General features: G+C 50.5%; 16 protein-coding genes. 4 read left to right on the top strand and 12 right to left on the bottom strand.

Features of this window, described 5'->3' with window-relative positions; translation table 11 throughout:
- Window positions 1-110: 110 nt before the first annotated feature.
- The 4 genes from AC4QZR_RS12805 to AC4QZR_RS12790 all read right to left on the bottom strand — a co-directional run bounded on the left by AC4QZR_RS12805 (window position 111) and on the right by AC4QZR_RS12790 (window position 2,852).
- Complete coding sequence (locus AC4QZR_RS12805; protein WP_494481254.1) at window positions 111-506, bottom strand: hypothetical protein; 396 nt, start codon at window positions 504-506, stop codon at window positions 111-113.
- The gene (locus tag AC4QZR_RS12800; protein ID WP_494481253.1) at window positions 507-929 is read right to left on the bottom strand and encodes a hypothetical protein; all 423 of its coding nucleotides are present in this window, start codon (window positions 927-929) and stop codon (window positions 507-509) included. It abuts the gene before it with no gap.
- Window positions 930-1,071: 142 nt separating this feature from the next.
- Window positions 1,072-1,842: an arylamine N-acetyltransferase family protein gene (locus AC4QZR_RS12795; protein ID WP_494481252.1), complete on the bottom strand. Its 771-nt coding sequence runs from the start codon at window positions 1,840-1,842 to the stop codon at window positions 1,072-1,074.
- A gap of 110 nt (window positions 1,843-1,952) precedes the next feature.
- Window positions 1,953-2,852: a S66 peptidase family protein gene (locus tag AC4QZR_RS12790; protein ID WP_494481251.1), complete on the bottom strand. Its 900-nt coding sequence runs from the start codon at window positions 2,850-2,852 to the stop codon at window positions 1,953-1,955.
- A gap of 166 nt (window positions 2,853-3,018) precedes the next feature.
- On the opposite strand from AC4QZR_RS12790, the gene AC4QZR_RS12785 reads away from it, so the two are divergent.
- Entirely contained in the window at window positions 3,019-4,551 is a 1,533-nt protein-coding gene (locus tag AC4QZR_RS12785) for an AbgT family transporter (protein WP_494481250.1), read from the top strand.
- 87 nt (window positions 4,552-4,638) lie between these two features.
- On the opposite strand, the gene AC4QZR_RS12780 is transcribed toward AC4QZR_RS12785, so the two are convergent.
- The 3 genes from AC4QZR_RS12780 to AC4QZR_RS12770 form a co-directional block, all read right to left on the bottom strand.
- The gene (locus tag AC4QZR_RS12780; RefSeq protein ID WP_494481249.1) at window positions 4,639-5,241 is read right to left on the bottom strand and encodes a porin family protein; all 603 of its coding nucleotides are present in this window, start codon (window positions 5,239-5,241) and stop codon (window positions 4,639-4,641) included.
- Window positions 5,242-5,406: 165 nt separating this feature from the next.
- Window positions 5,407-6,198, bottom strand: coding sequence for a hypothetical protein (locus AC4QZR_RS12775; protein WP_494481248.1), 792 nt, complete (start codon window positions 6,196-6,198; stop codon window positions 5,407-5,409).
- A complete protein-coding gene (locus tag AC4QZR_RS12770; RefSeq protein WP_494481247.1) occupies window positions 6,185-6,616 on the bottom strand; it encodes a RidA family protein in 432 nt (143 codons plus the stop codon). The genes AC4QZR_RS12775 and AC4QZR_RS12770 overlap by 14 nt, the downstream gene beginning before the upstream one ends.
- 239 nt (window positions 6,617-6,855) lie before the next feature.
- Here AC4QZR_RS12770 and AC4QZR_RS12765 point away from each other — a divergent pair, with 239 nt between their 5' ends.
- Together AC4QZR_RS12765 and AC4QZR_RS12760 are read left to right on the top strand one after the other, a co-directional pair.
- Window positions 6,856-7,836, top strand: a complete 981-nt coding sequence (locus AC4QZR_RS12765; RefSeq protein WP_494481246.1) for a radical SAM protein — start codon at window positions 6,856-6,858, stop codon at window positions 7,834-7,836.
- A 149-nt stretch (window positions 7,837-7,985) separates the two neighbouring features.
- Entirely contained in the window at window positions 7,986-8,507 is a 522-nt protein-coding gene (locus AC4QZR_RS12760) for a gamma carbonic anhydrase family protein (protein WP_494481245.1), read from the top strand.
- Window positions 8,508-8,565: 58 nt separating this feature from the next.
- Here the strand turns inward: AC4QZR_RS12760 and AC4QZR_RS12755 are convergent, their stop codons facing one another.
- Together AC4QZR_RS12755 and AC4QZR_RS12750 are read right to left on the bottom strand one after the other, a co-directional pair.
- Entirely contained in the window at window positions 8,566-9,903 is a 1,338-nt protein-coding gene (locus AC4QZR_RS12755; protein ID WP_494481244.1) for a hemolysin family protein, read from the bottom strand.
- A gap of 182 nt (window positions 9,904-10,085) precedes the next feature.
- A complete protein-coding gene (locus AC4QZR_RS12750) occupies window positions 10,086-10,397 on the bottom strand; it encodes a hypothetical protein (protein WP_494481243.1) in 312 nt (103 codons plus the stop codon).
- 403 nt (window positions 10,398-10,800) lie between these two features.
- Here AC4QZR_RS12750 and AC4QZR_RS12745 point away from each other — a divergent pair, with 403 nt between their 5' ends.
- Entirely contained in the window at window positions 10,801-13,017 is a 2,217-nt protein-coding gene (locus tag AC4QZR_RS12745) for a protein-disulfide reductase DsbD family protein (RefSeq protein WP_494481242.1), read from the top strand.
- Between the two features lie 106 nt (window positions 13,018-13,123).
- Here the strand turns inward: AC4QZR_RS12745 and AC4QZR_RS12740 are convergent, their stop codons facing one another.
- From AC4QZR_RS12740 to AC4QZR_RS12730, 3 genes are all read right to left on the bottom strand, one after another.
- On the bottom strand, window positions 13,124-13,732 hold the full coding sequence (locus AC4QZR_RS12740; RefSeq protein WP_253402072.1) for a superoxide dismutase: 609 nt from the start codon (window positions 13,730-13,732) through the stop codon (window positions 13,124-13,126).
- 88 nt (window positions 13,733-13,820) lie between these two features.
- Complete coding sequence (locus AC4QZR_RS12735) at window positions 13,821-14,270, bottom strand: nucleoside deaminase (RefSeq protein ID WP_262890299.1); 450 nt, start codon at window positions 14,268-14,270, stop codon at window positions 13,821-13,823.
- A gap of 93 nt (window positions 14,271-14,363) precedes the next feature.
- A complete protein-coding gene (locus AC4QZR_RS12730; protein WP_253402074.1) occupies window positions 14,364-14,918 on the bottom strand; it encodes a hypothetical protein in 555 nt (184 codons plus the stop codon).
- Window positions 14,919-15,016 lie beyond the last annotated feature (98 nt).

Here is a 15,016-nt window from a genome sequence, read left to right as displayed (position 1 = left end):
CGGAGCAGGTAGTATTTATCAAGATGGTTTTGGGGAGCAAAAAGAGAAGTGGAATCAGAAAAGCTATAGAGATCAGAAGTTACTGAGGAGTTGTGCAACAGCTACCCTTGTTAGCAGCTTTTATTTTTTCTAAGTGTTTCTTCCAAAGAATTGATTAAATCATGTGCAGTTGTAGATTCTTCACTTGTCAACTTCATGATATTTTGATTTACTGCACTTCTAAAGTTATTAAGAAATTCGAACCACCCGTCTGTTGTCCCACTAACTAATTTTTTAGACTCTTCGAATTCTTTAGCTATTACCTGTTCATTTCTTTCCCGCAGTGAATTAACCAAGCTGTCAAATGATGACCAGTAGTCAAAACTTTCATTCTTCTTTTGTGTCAGAAACATGAGGATTTTAACTGCAAAATATAGAAATGCAATAGGTGCAACTATCCATAAGAGTAGAAGCAACATCAAATCAGCGAAACTTGCAGGGCCACTTAAGAAGATGAACAGATTCATTTATTTCTTATTGATTATATCGGCTAATGCCACTAAATTCTCTCTTAATTGCCACGCTCTTTCTTCATAGGTATGCACATCAGTATCTAGCAAGTTGCTTCTTTCTAAAATTGTTTCATCGATAAGCTCGGTGAGTAATGCATAAATATTATGTGTTAAATAGTTTCTCTGTTTGCGAGTTATATCTAGTGCAATAGCTAAATTCTTATCAAACAAATTATACTTATTTCCTAAATCAACTAGCTTCCCTAAGGTAGATCCAACTACTTTTTCTTTGACTCCATTGCGATACAGATAGCGCATTAGTTCTGCTTCTAGCCTTCCTGCAGCCAAAGCAACTTTACCTAGTTCTGCACTAAAGTCATCGCTTTTGAACAACAAATCATAAAACTCAATACCTTCAGAAGGTTCTCCTTTGTACATTGGCTTCTTACTTATTACACATAACTACTGTGTAAACGTCATAGTGACGTTTATCCACCTAATATAGCATGTTAGGCGGAATAATCTTGCACTGACATCCCCAACTTCCAGCCTCGCTTTTCCACAGCATACCAGAGTTAAGCTAGCTATTGCGGCCAGCTGGTTTTACCCCAAAGTATTTCCACAGGTATAGCTCGTACTCAGTAGCGTCTTTCAATACAGTTTCCCTAGTAAGGTCAACTTCTTTTATCTTGAGTTTGTTCTCTGTAAGGGTGATCCGGCCTTGTTCGGTGGGAAGCGTGATCATACTGCGCTGCCTGAAGTGAGAACCGGGATCGGTCTGGTGAAAGTGGCACATGCCGGCAAATTCATCAAACGCCCTCGCTGCTTTCCGGAAGATGTATTCGGGCCGGATCTCACCGTTTTCGATTCGGCTTACCTGATAATAGCTCTCATCATATTTGTCGAAGACGTAATTGCCGCGCGCATCTGCCTGTACCTTGTTCAACTCCATCTTCAGTGGCTCAAAACTAAATTCGCCGAACCCGACATCGGTCAGATACTCCTCATTTTGTATCGCCACCAGCAAGGCCAGATGATCATACTCCGGCGAGTAAGTGCCTTCGCTGCTGGAATAGACTTTTGCAGAAATCCGTCTCACATCAAAACCAATCGCAGTGAGTAATTCAAAGTATAAACCGTTCAGCTCATAGCAGAACCCGCCCCGCTTCTGAAGCACCACCTTGTCAAAGATCCTTTCAACATCCAGTTCGATCGTAACCCCGTGGTGAATGTCAAGATTTTCGAAAGGAACAGATAACAAGTGGCGCTTCTGCAGTTGCCGCAGCACTTCAAGGGTCGGCTGCAGTTTCCCGGTGTATCCGATGCGCTCCAGGTATGCTGTGTAGTTCATGTGTTTTGATGGTATGCTCTTTTCTTACAACAGGTATAAGCTTTTTTGCTCAGTAAGATATACGAAGTCCCATACCTTGGTGCCTACCCATCCGCTTTTGTAAGTCTTGATCAACTAATTTGTGCATATGTCAGCTGTGTGCCCTGATCGGTTACTTCCAGCCTCGCTTTTCTACCGCAAACCAGCGCCAGGTTATCCGGTTCGTGGCCGGTCGGGAAGCCGTAGCAAACGGGGTAGTTGTACTTGCCGCTGTGCTCGGCGATTATTTCGTAGGCATCCTTGCCGAAAGGTATAGAATTGTCTTTCATGTCGCTGAAATGGCCCACGATCAGGCCTGCTAAATCCTTCAGCTTGCCGGCGCGGTCGAGGTGCACCATCATGCGGTCGATGCTGTAGAGGTACTCATCTACGTCTTCCAGGAACAGGATCTTGCCTTTGGTGCTGAAGTCGGAGCTAGTGCCGGAGACGTTGTGCAACAGGGCCAGGTTGCCGCCGATCAATTGGCCTTCGGCTATACCTGTGCGGTTAAAGTCGTGCGGAGCTGCGCTGTAGCTGAGCTCCTCGCCGAAGAGCACGCGGCGCAGACTGTCCAGCGCTTCTTCCGTGCCTTTCGGGAAAAGCAAAGGCATGATACCGTGCACGCTTTCTATACCTACACTGTGGATGTGGCAAAGGAGTGAGGTGATGTCACTGAAGCCCACTACCCATTTCGGATGCTTTTGAAAATGGCTGAAATCCACCTGGTCGAGGATGCGGGTGGTGCCGTAGCCGCCGCGTGCGCAGATGATGGCTTTGATGTCGGGGCGGTCGAGGGCCTGCTGCAGGTCCTGCAGGCGCAGCGCATCGTCGCCGGCAAACACACCATATTGCGCCCCTACTGTCGGGCCGACCTCTACTTCCAGTCCCCAGCCCTGCAGTATGTCAATGGCGGCGGCAATATCTTCTTGACTGATAAGTCGGGCGGTGGCGATGATGGCGATTTTGTCGCCGGGCTGCAAGGGTGTGATCATGGGGAAAGCTTTTTTGATGATAAACGAAGGTATGGCTTTTTGCTAAAATTTGCGAGGCTGCAAAATTTTGAGCAATTTCGGAAGCCCGTTTTAGCTGACTTCGGCTGCACGTCCGGCACCTATACCTAGATAAGCGGTGTGCGGGCGGGAAACTAAAAAACTTTTTATGACCCAACTTAAGACAAAAAAGTCAGGGATTGACAAATTCCTGTCGGTGGTGGAACGCATTGGTAATGCCCTGCCACACCCCGCCACGCTATTTGCCGGCTTCGCCCTTCTCGTGATCATCCTATCGTGGGTGGCCAGCCTCTTCGACATGGCCGTGGTGCATCCGGGCACCGGGCAGACCATAACACCGGTTAACCTGCTGTCTACCGAAGGACTGCACATGATCCTGACGCGCATGGTCACTAACTTCACTGACTTCGCCCCACTGGGCACGGTGCTGGTTTCTTTGCTAGGTATAGGTATAGCCGAAGGCACCGGCCTGATCGGTGCGGTGCTGCGCCTGGTGGTGCTGTCCTCGCCGAAGCGCCTGCTTACCTTCGTGATCGTGTTTGCGGGTGTTTTGTCCAACACGGCTTCTGAAGTGGGCTACGTACTGCTGGTGCCGCTGGCGGCGGTAATCTTTTTGGCGGCCGGCCGTCATCCGCTGGCTGGTCTGGCGGCGGCTTTTGCTGGTGTGTCGGGTGGTTACAGCGCCAACCTGCTGCTGGGAACGATTGATCCGCTGCTGGCCGGTTTGTCAACAGAGGCTGCACGCATCATCGATCCGAACTATACCGTAAACCCGGCGGCCAACTACTATTTCATGTTCGTATCTACTTTCATTGTGGCAGGTCTTGGTACCTGGGTGACGGAGAAAATCGTGATTCCGAGGCTGGGAGAGTATACCGGCGACGAAAAGCCGCAGAGCATCGATCGCCTGAACAGTCAGGAGAAGCGCGGCCTGCTTTACGCTACCATTGCTATTCTCCTGTCCACTGCCTTTGTGTTGGGCGGCCTGCTGCCGGAAGACGGCTACCTGCGCAACCCGGAAACCGGTGAAATCCTTAACTCGCCGTTCATGTCAGGCATCGTAGCCTTTATCTTCCTGCTTTCCGCTATTGGCGGTATCGCGTACGGTATCGGCGCCAAATCCATCAAAAACGACAGCGACGTGATGCGGGGCATGTCCAAATCCATGGAGACGCTGGGCTCGTACATCGTGCTGGTGTTTTTTGCGGCGCAGTTCGTGGCCTATTTCAACTGGACGAACCTGGGCCTGATCCTGGCCATCAACGGGGCGGACGTGCTGAAGACCCTGGGCCTGAGCGGTATCCCATTGATGATCATGTTCATATTGGTGTCAGCCTCCATCAACATGATCATGGGCTCTGCCTCAGCCAAGTGGGCGATCATGGCACCGGTGTTCATCCCGATGTTCATGCTGCTGGGCTATACGCCGGAGTTCACGCAAACCGCCTACCGCATTGGCGACAGCGTGACCAACATTATCTCACCGATGATGTCGTACTTCGCCCTGATCGTGGCCTTTATCCAGCGCTACGACAAAAAAGCAGGTATAGGCACCGTTATCTCGACCATGTTGCCATATTCCATCGCGTTCCTGATCGGCTGGACTATCCTGTTCATCATCTGGATACTGCTGGACCTGCCAATTGGCCCGGGAGCAGATTTATATATGCCACAACCATAACAGGTATACTATCCACATAAAAAGAGCCGCTGCAGTTTTATACCTGCAGCGGCTCTTTTTTTATAAGCTCAAGGGTACAAACTATACCTAAAACAACTTCAGGCCCACACTCACTAAGATCTGCTTATTGGCCAGATCGTAGTTGCTCTGATTGGCGGGGTCATCGTAGTCGCGGCTGATGTGCTCGTAGCGCACGTCCAGAGTCAGGCGCTGGATGTCGAGGCCTACACCTGCCTGGTAGCCCCAGTCAGAGTTCTCCATAAAGCTCTTGATGTTCTGCCCATCCTGGCGCGCGCTCAGCAGCGTGGAGGCCACGGGGCCTGCCTGTACACGCACCACGTTGCCGAGGCTTATACCTGCCATAATGGGCACATCGAGGCGGTTAAACTTGATGTCGGCTACACGGCTAGCGAGCGTGGCATTGGGGTTGGATTCCAGGCGGCCGCCTGTCTGCGTAAAGATCGCTTCGGGCTGAACAAACAGACCCAAAATATTGATGCGGGCAAATGCGCCGGCATGATAACTGGTCACAGATTCCTTTTTGGCATACTCAGCCGGGTTGCTGGTCACATCGCGTACGCTCACGCTCGAAGAGCCTACACCTGCTTTAAGTCCACCCGTCAGGAACTGCGCCTGCGCTGCCGTACTGAGAGCAAACAGCGCGAATATAGTTAGCACTAAGTTTTTCATAGCTATATGATTAAATTCTACATGGTTAACCTTGGCCAAAGCGGCACAGGTATAACGAATAGTCAATAGCCTTTTAGTACGTAACCTTGTAAATATAGGGTATACTGGATTGGATTATGGTATTATTCTAATGATTTACTGTTTAAGGAGCTGCGTGTTATTTTACTAGCCAGGCACCTCTACTAGCTGTATGTTTTTCCCGAACTTCTCCCGAATCGTTTTCTCAGCTGCGAAACGGTGGTTGGCTCCAAGCACGAAAACCAGTTTCTTTCCGGGGTTATGCTCAATCAGTGAGATGATGTTGCTGCCAATGTGCGCATCACGGCTTCGGTTAAAATTTGCATAAGCAGCATAAGGTGTTCCCTGCAGCAGGATATCCAGTTGCTTATAGTATAGTTCGGCTACCAGGTCGTAATGACCCGAATTGTTGAACCCAGCCGGGGTGCTCGTGCTCGCAAGTTCTACCATCTTCTGTGGGAAAACAGCAAGCATCTTCATCCTGGAACGCAGCGTAGTATCGGCGTTCAGGTTACGTTCCAGCTGCTTGATCTCGGTTAGTTGTTTGTTTCCTCCTTTAAAAGCATCAGTAGGAAGAAGCTTTTCCTCCGCTTCTTCACCATACCAATCCACGCCGTATACCTTGTCCCTTGGGAAAAGCACTGTGATCTGGCGCATCTCCAGTGGGTATAGCTGCTTCAGGTAAGTAGTGTCCTGGTCAATATCTTCTGGACGAATCTCTACGCCTATTACATCGGGATTATACCTCCTGATAAGCTCATACACATGATCGTAGGTATAGCTGGGGTTGCTCTTGTGGAGGCCGTGCAGCGTGGCCAGCAGCATGACCTGGGTGGGAACAACCTTATTCCCGGATGCGTTTTGTGCTGGCTGAACAGCGCTGGTGCAACCGACCAAAAGCAAGAAGAGCAGGGCAAGCAGGCCATTATACTTCATCATAAGGTATAGCGTTGGGGTTAATCAGGTTTTCATCTGCTTCGATTATCGCAGTGGCCTCTATTTCCACCAGTTGCTCCGGTCTGATGAGGGCACTTACCTGCACCATGGTCGAAGCGGGTTTTATGTCCCTGAAAAACTCTCCGTGAGCACGACCCACAGCTTCCCATTGGCTGATATTGGTTACATAGATGCGGGTTCGTACCACCTGCTGCATGGTGGCGCCAGCTTCCCGCAGGGCCTTCTCTATCTTCTGGAGTATAAACCAGGTCTGCTCGTAAGCATCGCCTATACCTACCACCTGGTCGCCATCCATGGCCGTGGTGCCTGCCACTTCTACCACATTGCCCACACGCACCGCACGGCTATACCCAATCGTGTTTTCCCACATCGCGCCAGAGGAAATGTTTTGTCTTTTCATAGTTTAGGAGTTTTTAGAGTTTAGGAGTTTGAGTGTTCAGCAGGTATACCTGCCCGAATCGTGTAGTAAATTCCCCTGCTCCTCAGAGGGGCAGGGGAATCGCGCACCCAGCGATTCAACAATCAACTATTCAACCACTAAATATACCAAATACAAAATCAGGTATTTACAATCCTGCTCTACTTCTATACCTGATACTCGGGCAGAATCCTTAATTTTGGGTAAACAACTGCTTCCGGATGCGTCTGAGATCGAAACCTGTGCTTTGCAACTATTACGTTACCTACCGCTGTAACGCAAAGTGCTCGTTCTGTGATATCTGGGAGAAGCCCTCACCTTACATTACGCTGGAGGACGTGGCCCAAAACCTGCGAGACCTGAAAAAGCTGGGCGTGCAGGTAATTGACTTTACAGGCGGAGAGCCCCTCCTGCACCGGCAAATCGACCAGATGCTGAGCATGGCCCACGAGATGGGTTTCATCACCACGCTCACCACCAACGGAATGCTCTACCCCAAACTGGCAGAACGACTAAAAGGCAAGGTAGACATGCTGCACTTTTCGCTGGACTCGGCGCACAAAGAGGAGCACGATACCGGCCGGGGCGTGGCTTGCTACGATTTTGTGATGGAGTCGATACAGGTGGCCAAAAAGTTGGGCGAACGGCCGGATATTCTCTTCACAGTCTTCCGCCACAATCTGGACCAACTGGAGGAAGTATACCGCACCATCACACAGCCCAACAAGCTGATGCTGATCATCAACCCGGCCTTCGAGTACAACGAAGTTGCGGTAGGGGAGCTGCTCACAGAAAAGGAACTAAACTACTTGACGGCTTTCGGAAAGCGCAAAGGCGTATACCTGAACGAGGGCTTCGTTCAGCTGCGCCGCGATGGGGGCAACAAGGTGGCAAATCCGGTTTGCAAAGCAGCCAGCACCACGCTGGTCATCTCCCCGGAAAACGAACTGGTGCTGCCCTGCTACCATTTGGGTACGAAAAGCTTCCCGATACAGGGCAGACTGCGCGAGCTATACCTGAGTCAGGAGGTGGAGGAACTAAAGCAATTGGAGGGGCGGTTGCCGGCCTGCGAAGGCTGCACCATCAACTGTTACATGCAACCCAGCTTCGCCGTAGAAATGAACAAATACTTCTGGAAAGCCCTTCCCAGCACGCTGAAATATAACCTCAGCAAAGGGACGTGGAAGAGGTTATTGAATTGATAAATTGCTGAATTGTTAAATTGTTGATGGTTGTTCGTGCACGATTCAGACAGGAATTGCCGGCGCACGATTCGGACAGGTCGCGACTTGTCCCTACAAACCGATCTTAACTCGAGACTCACAAACTCTCTAACTCTCAAACTCAAAATATGCCAGTTATACTACCTGTAAAAGGAATAAGCCCGCAACTGGGTGCCGATTGTTTTGTGGCCGAAAACGCTACGATTGTGGGCGATGTGGTGATGGGCCGCGAATGCTCTGTATGGTTCAATGCCGTGATCCGGGGCGATGTGAACGCCATCCGGATCGGTGATAAGACTAACATACAGGACGGCGCCGTAATTCACTGCACTTACCAGAAAGCCGCTACCACCATCGGCAGCAACGTATCTGTCGGGCACAATGCTATTGTGCACGGCTGTACGGTAGAGGACAATGTACTGATCGGGATGGGGGCTATTGTGATGGACAACGCGCTGGTGCAAAAGAACTGCATCGTGGCGGCGGGTGCCATCGTGCTCGAAAATACGGTGTGCGAGTCAGGCTACATCTACGCCGGTATACCTGCCAGAAAAGTAAAGCAACTGAGCCAGGAGCAAATTGACGGGCTGGACAAGGTAGCCAACAACTATGTGATGTATAGCGGCTGGTTTATTAATCCGGAGGTATAGCTATACCTACACCTGAAAAACAAAGAAGGCTATACCGGACAGGTATAGCCTTCTTTGTTTAATGATCCGTCTCTTCTGTTTGCGGCTCTATCTGGGAGTGAAAGTCTTCTTTTACCGTAAAGAGCACCCATTCTACGCGGCGATCCGATTTATCCAGCACCCGTATCTTGTACTCGTTAAAATTGGCTGCCTCGTTCAGGTCATCCGGTATATGGCCGTAGATCATGGTCACGAAACCGCCTATCGTTTCATAGTCTTCGCCTTCGGGTATCGGGAAGGGCAGGTAGTCATTCACATCCGAAACCGGAGCACCGCCATTGACACGGTATTCAAAGTCGCCCAGGCGCTCCACAATCGGTACCTCCTCATCGTATTCATCCTGAATTTCGCCTACCAGCTCTTCGATAATGTCCTCTATGGTGACGATGCCTGACACACCGCCGAACTCGTCCGTAACAATGGCCATGTGCATGTGGCGCCGCTGGAACTGCTGGAGTAGGCGTGGGATCTTTTTGGTCTCCGGTACAAAATAGGCCGGGCGCATCAGCTTCTCAATAATGATCGGTTCATTCAACCGCATCATGCTCAGGATGTCTTTCACATAAAGCACGCCGACTATATTGTCGATAGCGCCGTCGTATACCGGAAGCCTTGAGTAACCTTCCTCGAATATGATCTCCATCAGTTCCGGTTCCGGTATGTTCACATCGATGGCCACCATGCGCGTACGGGGCACCATGATCTGCTTGACCATGCGCTCGTTGAACTCAAACACGTTTTCGAGGAGCTCATGCTGGGAGTCGACCAACAGGCCACCTTCGGCGCTTTGCTCAAAAAGCAGGCGCAGTTCTTCAGGCGAGTGTACCTCGGAGCCATGCACGGGGCGTATACCCATGGAGCGCAACACCAGGTTGGCAAACCCGTTGAGGATCCATATAAAAGGCCGGAAGAGGTAGTAGAAAAAGCGCAGCGGCAGCGTTATAGCCAGCGTAGTAGCCTCGGAGCGCTGAATAGCGAGCGATTTAGGGGCCAGTTCACCAAACACAATGTGCAGCACCGTAATAATGGCAAAGGAGATCGGCAGCGCTATTCTGTGGGCCAGTTCTACGCTTCCCTCGTAGCCAAAGAAATTCATCACGTTAATCACGATCTGGGACACCACACTTTCGCCTATCCAACCCAGTCCGAGTGAGGCCAGCGTAATGCCGAGCTGCGTGGCCGAGAGGTAGGCATCGAGGTGGGTGAGCATGTGCTGGGCCAGCCTGGCCATCGAGTTGCCCGCCTGCGCCCGCAGCTCAATTTGTGAGGAGCGCACCTTCACGATTGCAAACTCAGCCGCCACAAAGAAGCCGTTAAGCAAAACAAGAAATATAGTGAGTAAGATGTTTAGGACCATAGTGTGTTACGGGGCGGTTTGCTTCCGGCTGCGTAAAATTAAGCTAAAGTACGTGTTTTTGCTATATATGTATGTGCTATTAGCGAGAATCCGAATCTGAGTCCCGGCGTAGGGTGGTAAAAAGGCCCAAACAAGAAAAGGTGCCACAGGGCACCTTTTCTTGTTGATACGTCTCCAGTTGGTTAGTGTTGAACCTGCATGGCGGGTGCCTGGGCGGTGTTAAACAACTCGCGGGCATTTTCCGGAGAAAGCAAAGGCATGAAAATAGCCCTAGCCTCTTTTTCGGAAATTATTCTATAATCATGCTCTGAAGAAGTATCGAGGAAGGGATTGCAGAAGGAGTAAATGAATTCATCTGAGAAAGTGCGGTAGACAATATGAAAGTTGTGCCTCCCATCGCGCGCCAGCTTGATCACCTTAAAGGTAGAACCTAGCTCTCTGCCGCAAGCCGTTTTGATGGAGGTGGATTCACGTGGCTGAAAGTTTGTATTCATAGTTTCGGATGTTAGGGTTGTTGATAAACTGGTATAGAATAGACGTTCAGATGATGTGTAAGATTCCTTAGAAGTGCCCACTATACCTCTGATATCCGTGAACGGTAAGAAACAAAGGGTGAACTGTAGCTTGTTGATTATCAGTAGTTTGTTAGGCTTGCATACAAATTCGGAAGATAGGGATATAGCGTGACTGCCAATCTGTTGGCCTGTGCGGAAACATCCTGCCGATGCTTTCTGTTATTCATGGCACTGGGAGCGGCATTGGCAGGCAATAGCGGGTCATCTGTCTTTGAGGAGGTAACGATACCGCCGGACAGATGGGGCTTTCGTCCAAAATTTGTACTTTTGTAGTGGCGCCTGCGGGCGCCTGTGATCTTAAGAATTAACTAGGTATACCCTTATGAGAAATAATTTGAGGCTAGCGCTTCGCCTGCCCTGGCTGCTGGCTGTCCTGCTGACCTTTGCAGCGCAAATGGTGCAGGCGCAGGTGCTGAAGCCTGCTTCCTGGAGCTACGATGTTTCCAAAAAGGAAGTCAAAGTAGGTGAGGAAGTTGAGCTCATTTTCAATGTGAAAATAGACAAGGACTGGTACCTCTACTCCTCTGATTTTGACCCAGACCTGGGACCGATGGTGACGGAGTTTAAGTTCGAAAAGCACCCTTCCTACCAACTGATGGGCAAGATCAAGCCTGTAAATCCTAAAAAGAAATACGACGAGCTGTGGGAGGGAGAATATACCTACTTTGTAGGCACCGCTCAGTTCCGACAAAAAGTAAAAGTACTGCAGCCTGATCTGGTTGTCAAGGGCTCATACGAATACCAGGTATGCACCGACATAGATGGCAAGTGTATCCCGTTTGATGATGAATTTGCCTTTACCAATGCGCAAATCAAAGTAACAGCCGCCAGCGGTGCTGCAACACCAGCGACCACGCCTAGCCAAACGCCTGCCCAAAAAATAGAACGAGCCCCTGAGCAGGCTACCACCCAAGCCGCCGCTCCCGATGGCCTTGACACAGCTGTGCCGCCTGCCTTATCGCAGGACTCGGTGTTGGCTACCGAAGATGCGCTGGAAGAAGAGGAGTCTACAGCTGAAACTGTAACACCTGCTCTGATCGATTTTTCCAACGAAGATGCATCGTCTGATGGAAACATCTGGACCTTTATGCTGATCGCTTTTGGGTCGGGGTTAGTGGCTTTGCTCACGCCCTGCGTATTTCCGATGGTGCCCATGACGGTGAGCTTTTTTACGGGCAGCAGCCAGAGCCGGGCGCAGGCCATCGGCAAGGCGCTGCTATACGGTATCTCCATCATCGCCATTTATACTGTAGCGGGTACGGTGGTAGCCAAGCTGTTTGGTGCCGATGGGGCTAACTTCCTGAGCACGCACTGGTTACCCAATGTGCTCTTTTTTGCTGTTTTCGTGATTTTCGGTATGTCCTTCCTGGGTTTGTTTGAGATTACGCTGCCAAGCTCGTGGCTGAACAAAGCAGATGCACAGGCAGATAAAGGAGGTATACTGGGCGTGTTTTTCATGGCCTTTACCTTGGTGCTGGTGTCGTTTTCGTGCACGGGTCCTATTGTGGGCAGTATCCTGGTTGCCTCTGCAGGCGGCGAAACGCTTCGTCCGGTTATGGGTATGTTTGGCTTCTCGCTGGCTTTTGCCTTGCCGTTTACCTTATTTGCCATTTTCCCGTCGTGGCTGAGCAGCCTGCCGAAGTCTGGTGGCTGGCTCAACTCCGTGAAAGTGGTGCTGGGCTTCCTGGAACTGGCTCTAGCGCTTAAGTTCCTGAGTATCGCCGATCAGGTATACCATTGGGGTATCCTCGATCGTGAGGTATACCTGGCCCTCTGGATCGTGATCTTTACGTTGATGGGTTTCTACCTGCTGGGCAAGCTCAAGTTTGCGCACGACTCGGATCTGCCTTACATCAGTGTGCCGCGTATCTTCATGGCCATTGCAACCTTTGGCTTTGTGGTATACCTTATTCCGGGTATGTTCGGAGCGCCACTCAAAGCCCTATCAGGTTACCTGCCGCCGCAGTCCACCCACGACTTTGATATTAACGCGTTGGTGCGCCAGAGCGGAGGAGGAAGCACGGCACAGTTTACTTCGAACCAACTATGCGAACCTCCTAAGTATGCCGACTTCCTGCACCTGCCGCACGGTCTGCAGGGTTACTTTGACCTGGAGCAAGCCAAGCGCTGCGCCGCTGAACAGGGCAAGCCGATCTTCATCGACTTTACAGGTCATGGCTGCGTGAATTGTCGTGAAATGGAGGCCAATGTTTGGTCGCACCCGGAAGTATTGCGCCGCCTGCAGGAAGATTACGTGATAGCGGCCCTGTATGTGGATGATAAGAGCGAACTGCCGGAAAGTGAATGGTATGTGAGCGAGTACGACGGCAAAGAGAAAAAGACCCTCGGCAAGAAATACGCGGATTACCAAATCACAAAGTTCAATGTAAATGCCCAGCCTTACTATGTGCTGATGGATGAGAACGAGAACGTGCTGGTAAAACCGATTGCCTACGACCTGAGTGTGGAGAACTTTGTGAAGTTCCTGGATGCTGGCGTAGCAGCGTATAAGAACAATCAGCAGGTTGCGAAGAAATAACAAGCTATACCTGTTAAGTAGATAAACAAGAGAGCCCCACCTTTTCAGGCGGGGCTCTCTTGTTTTAAAGGAAATCTGACAACTTGTGCCTGTTTCCCTCTGTTAATTACTTCGCCTCGTTGTAGCGACGAGTTACTTCTTCCCAGTTCACCACGTTCCAGAAAGCGTTCACGTAGTCCGGACGACGGTTCTGGTAGTTGAGGTAATATGCGTGCTCCCATACGTCAATGCCAAGGATCGGCGTGCCGCCGCAACCTTCTGCAAATGGCATGAGTGTGTTGTCCTGGTTTGGTGTAGAGCAGATTTCCAGCGTGTTGCCTTTTACGCACAGCCAGGCCCAGCCAGAGCCAAAGCGGGTCGCCGCCGCAGCGTTGAACTTCTCTTTCATCTGGTCAAAAGAACCAAAAGTGGAGTTGATCGCGTCTGCTAGTTCACCGGAAGGCTGACCGCCACCGTTCGGCGACAGGATAGTCCAGAACAGGTTGTGGTTGTAGTAGCCACCGCCGTTGTTGCGAACCGCTTTGTTGTCCTCCTTTACATTTTGCATGATCTCCTCGATGCTCATGTTCTCCATCTCAGTACCCGCGATTGCCTTGTTCAGGTTGTCGGTATAAGCCTGGTGGTGTTTTGTATGGTGGATTTCCATAGTGCGCGCGTCAATATGTGGTTCCAGCGCGTCGTAGGCGTAAGGTAGTTTCGGTAATTCGAAAGCCATAGTTTTATGTGGTTTTATATGTGAATAATAGCATGCGTACAGATTTATGGGTGTACGTATGCGTTTGAAATGCGAGTTTCAAAGATAGCTATTTTCTTTTGGCTGCAAAGAAAGAGGCCATCAGCTCGGCACACTCCTGCGCCATTACGCCGCTTACCATTTCGGTCTTAGGGTGCAGCAGGTTGCCTACTCTTCTATACCCACGCTTGGGCTCAGATGTTCCGTACACCACCCGTTTAAGCTGCGCCCAGTAGCTGGCACCCGCACACATCACGCAGGGCTCCACTGTTACAAACAGCGTGCAGTCGTTCAGGTACTTGTTGCCCAGGTACTCGGCCGCCGCCGTGAGCGCCAGCATTTCGGCATGAGCCGTTACGTCGTTCAGCTTCTCGGTCTGGTTATAGGCTTTGGCAATGATGCGGTTGTTGCTCACCACCACAGCCCCGATCGGGATTTCTCCCTCCTCAAAGGCGTACGTTGCCTGCCGGTAGGCCTCTTGCATATAGTGGTCGTCGCTGTGTATCGATAGTAAGTCCACAGGTATAGGTATTAGTGTTCGCTTTTCACAAGATACAAAAAAAAAGCCCCTCCGGCAAGGGAGAGGCCTTTATGATCAGGTATAGAGCGTAGTCTATTTTATTTTTAATTTCAGGGAGCCCATCACCTCACGGGCTGTGTCCTGCCAGTCGTTCTTCATCATGAAGGGCATGTGTAGCGAGAATACCATTAGCTGATTGCCCTGTACCGTGTAGAGCATGATGCTGTATTTTTGCACAGGGGCCAGATGGCTGCCGCTGCGCTCGTCGGCCATCACGGACACAAACTCAAACAATATGTAGTCGCGGCCATTGATGTTGGCTACCTCGTCTCTTATAAAATCCACTTTCGTGAAGCGCTCCAGCAGGTTGGCTTTGTACACTTCGCGAAGCATCTTCAGATCGCGTGCGCGAAACTGGGAGCGCTTCTGGGTCATACTGAAGTCAACCTGACCATTCGGGCTTGAGTACACAGCAACCGGTCGGTTGGCAGCCGGGTATTTACTGGCAATGCCCTCATCATGGAGCGGGGTGAAATCGCGGGGCAACATGATGCTGACCTCCTTGGTGATCTGGGTCTTTTTTAGTTTAGTGTCGGCAAGAGTGGCGCCGGCAATAAGAATGATAGCTAAGAAGGCTAAGTAGCGCATGTTCATAGGGTTGTTGGAGCAAAGGTATCAAATAATAAGGACTGTGGGGAGTGGAGCAATTATTTTGCCAAAGTCGAAACAGTGCCTGACCGATGTAT

It is taken from the genome of Pontibacter sp. YIM B11418 (assembly GCF_059278805.1).
Note: the sequence above shows the minus strand (reverse complement) of the source record. Positions and strands in the feature narration are given on the sequence as shown.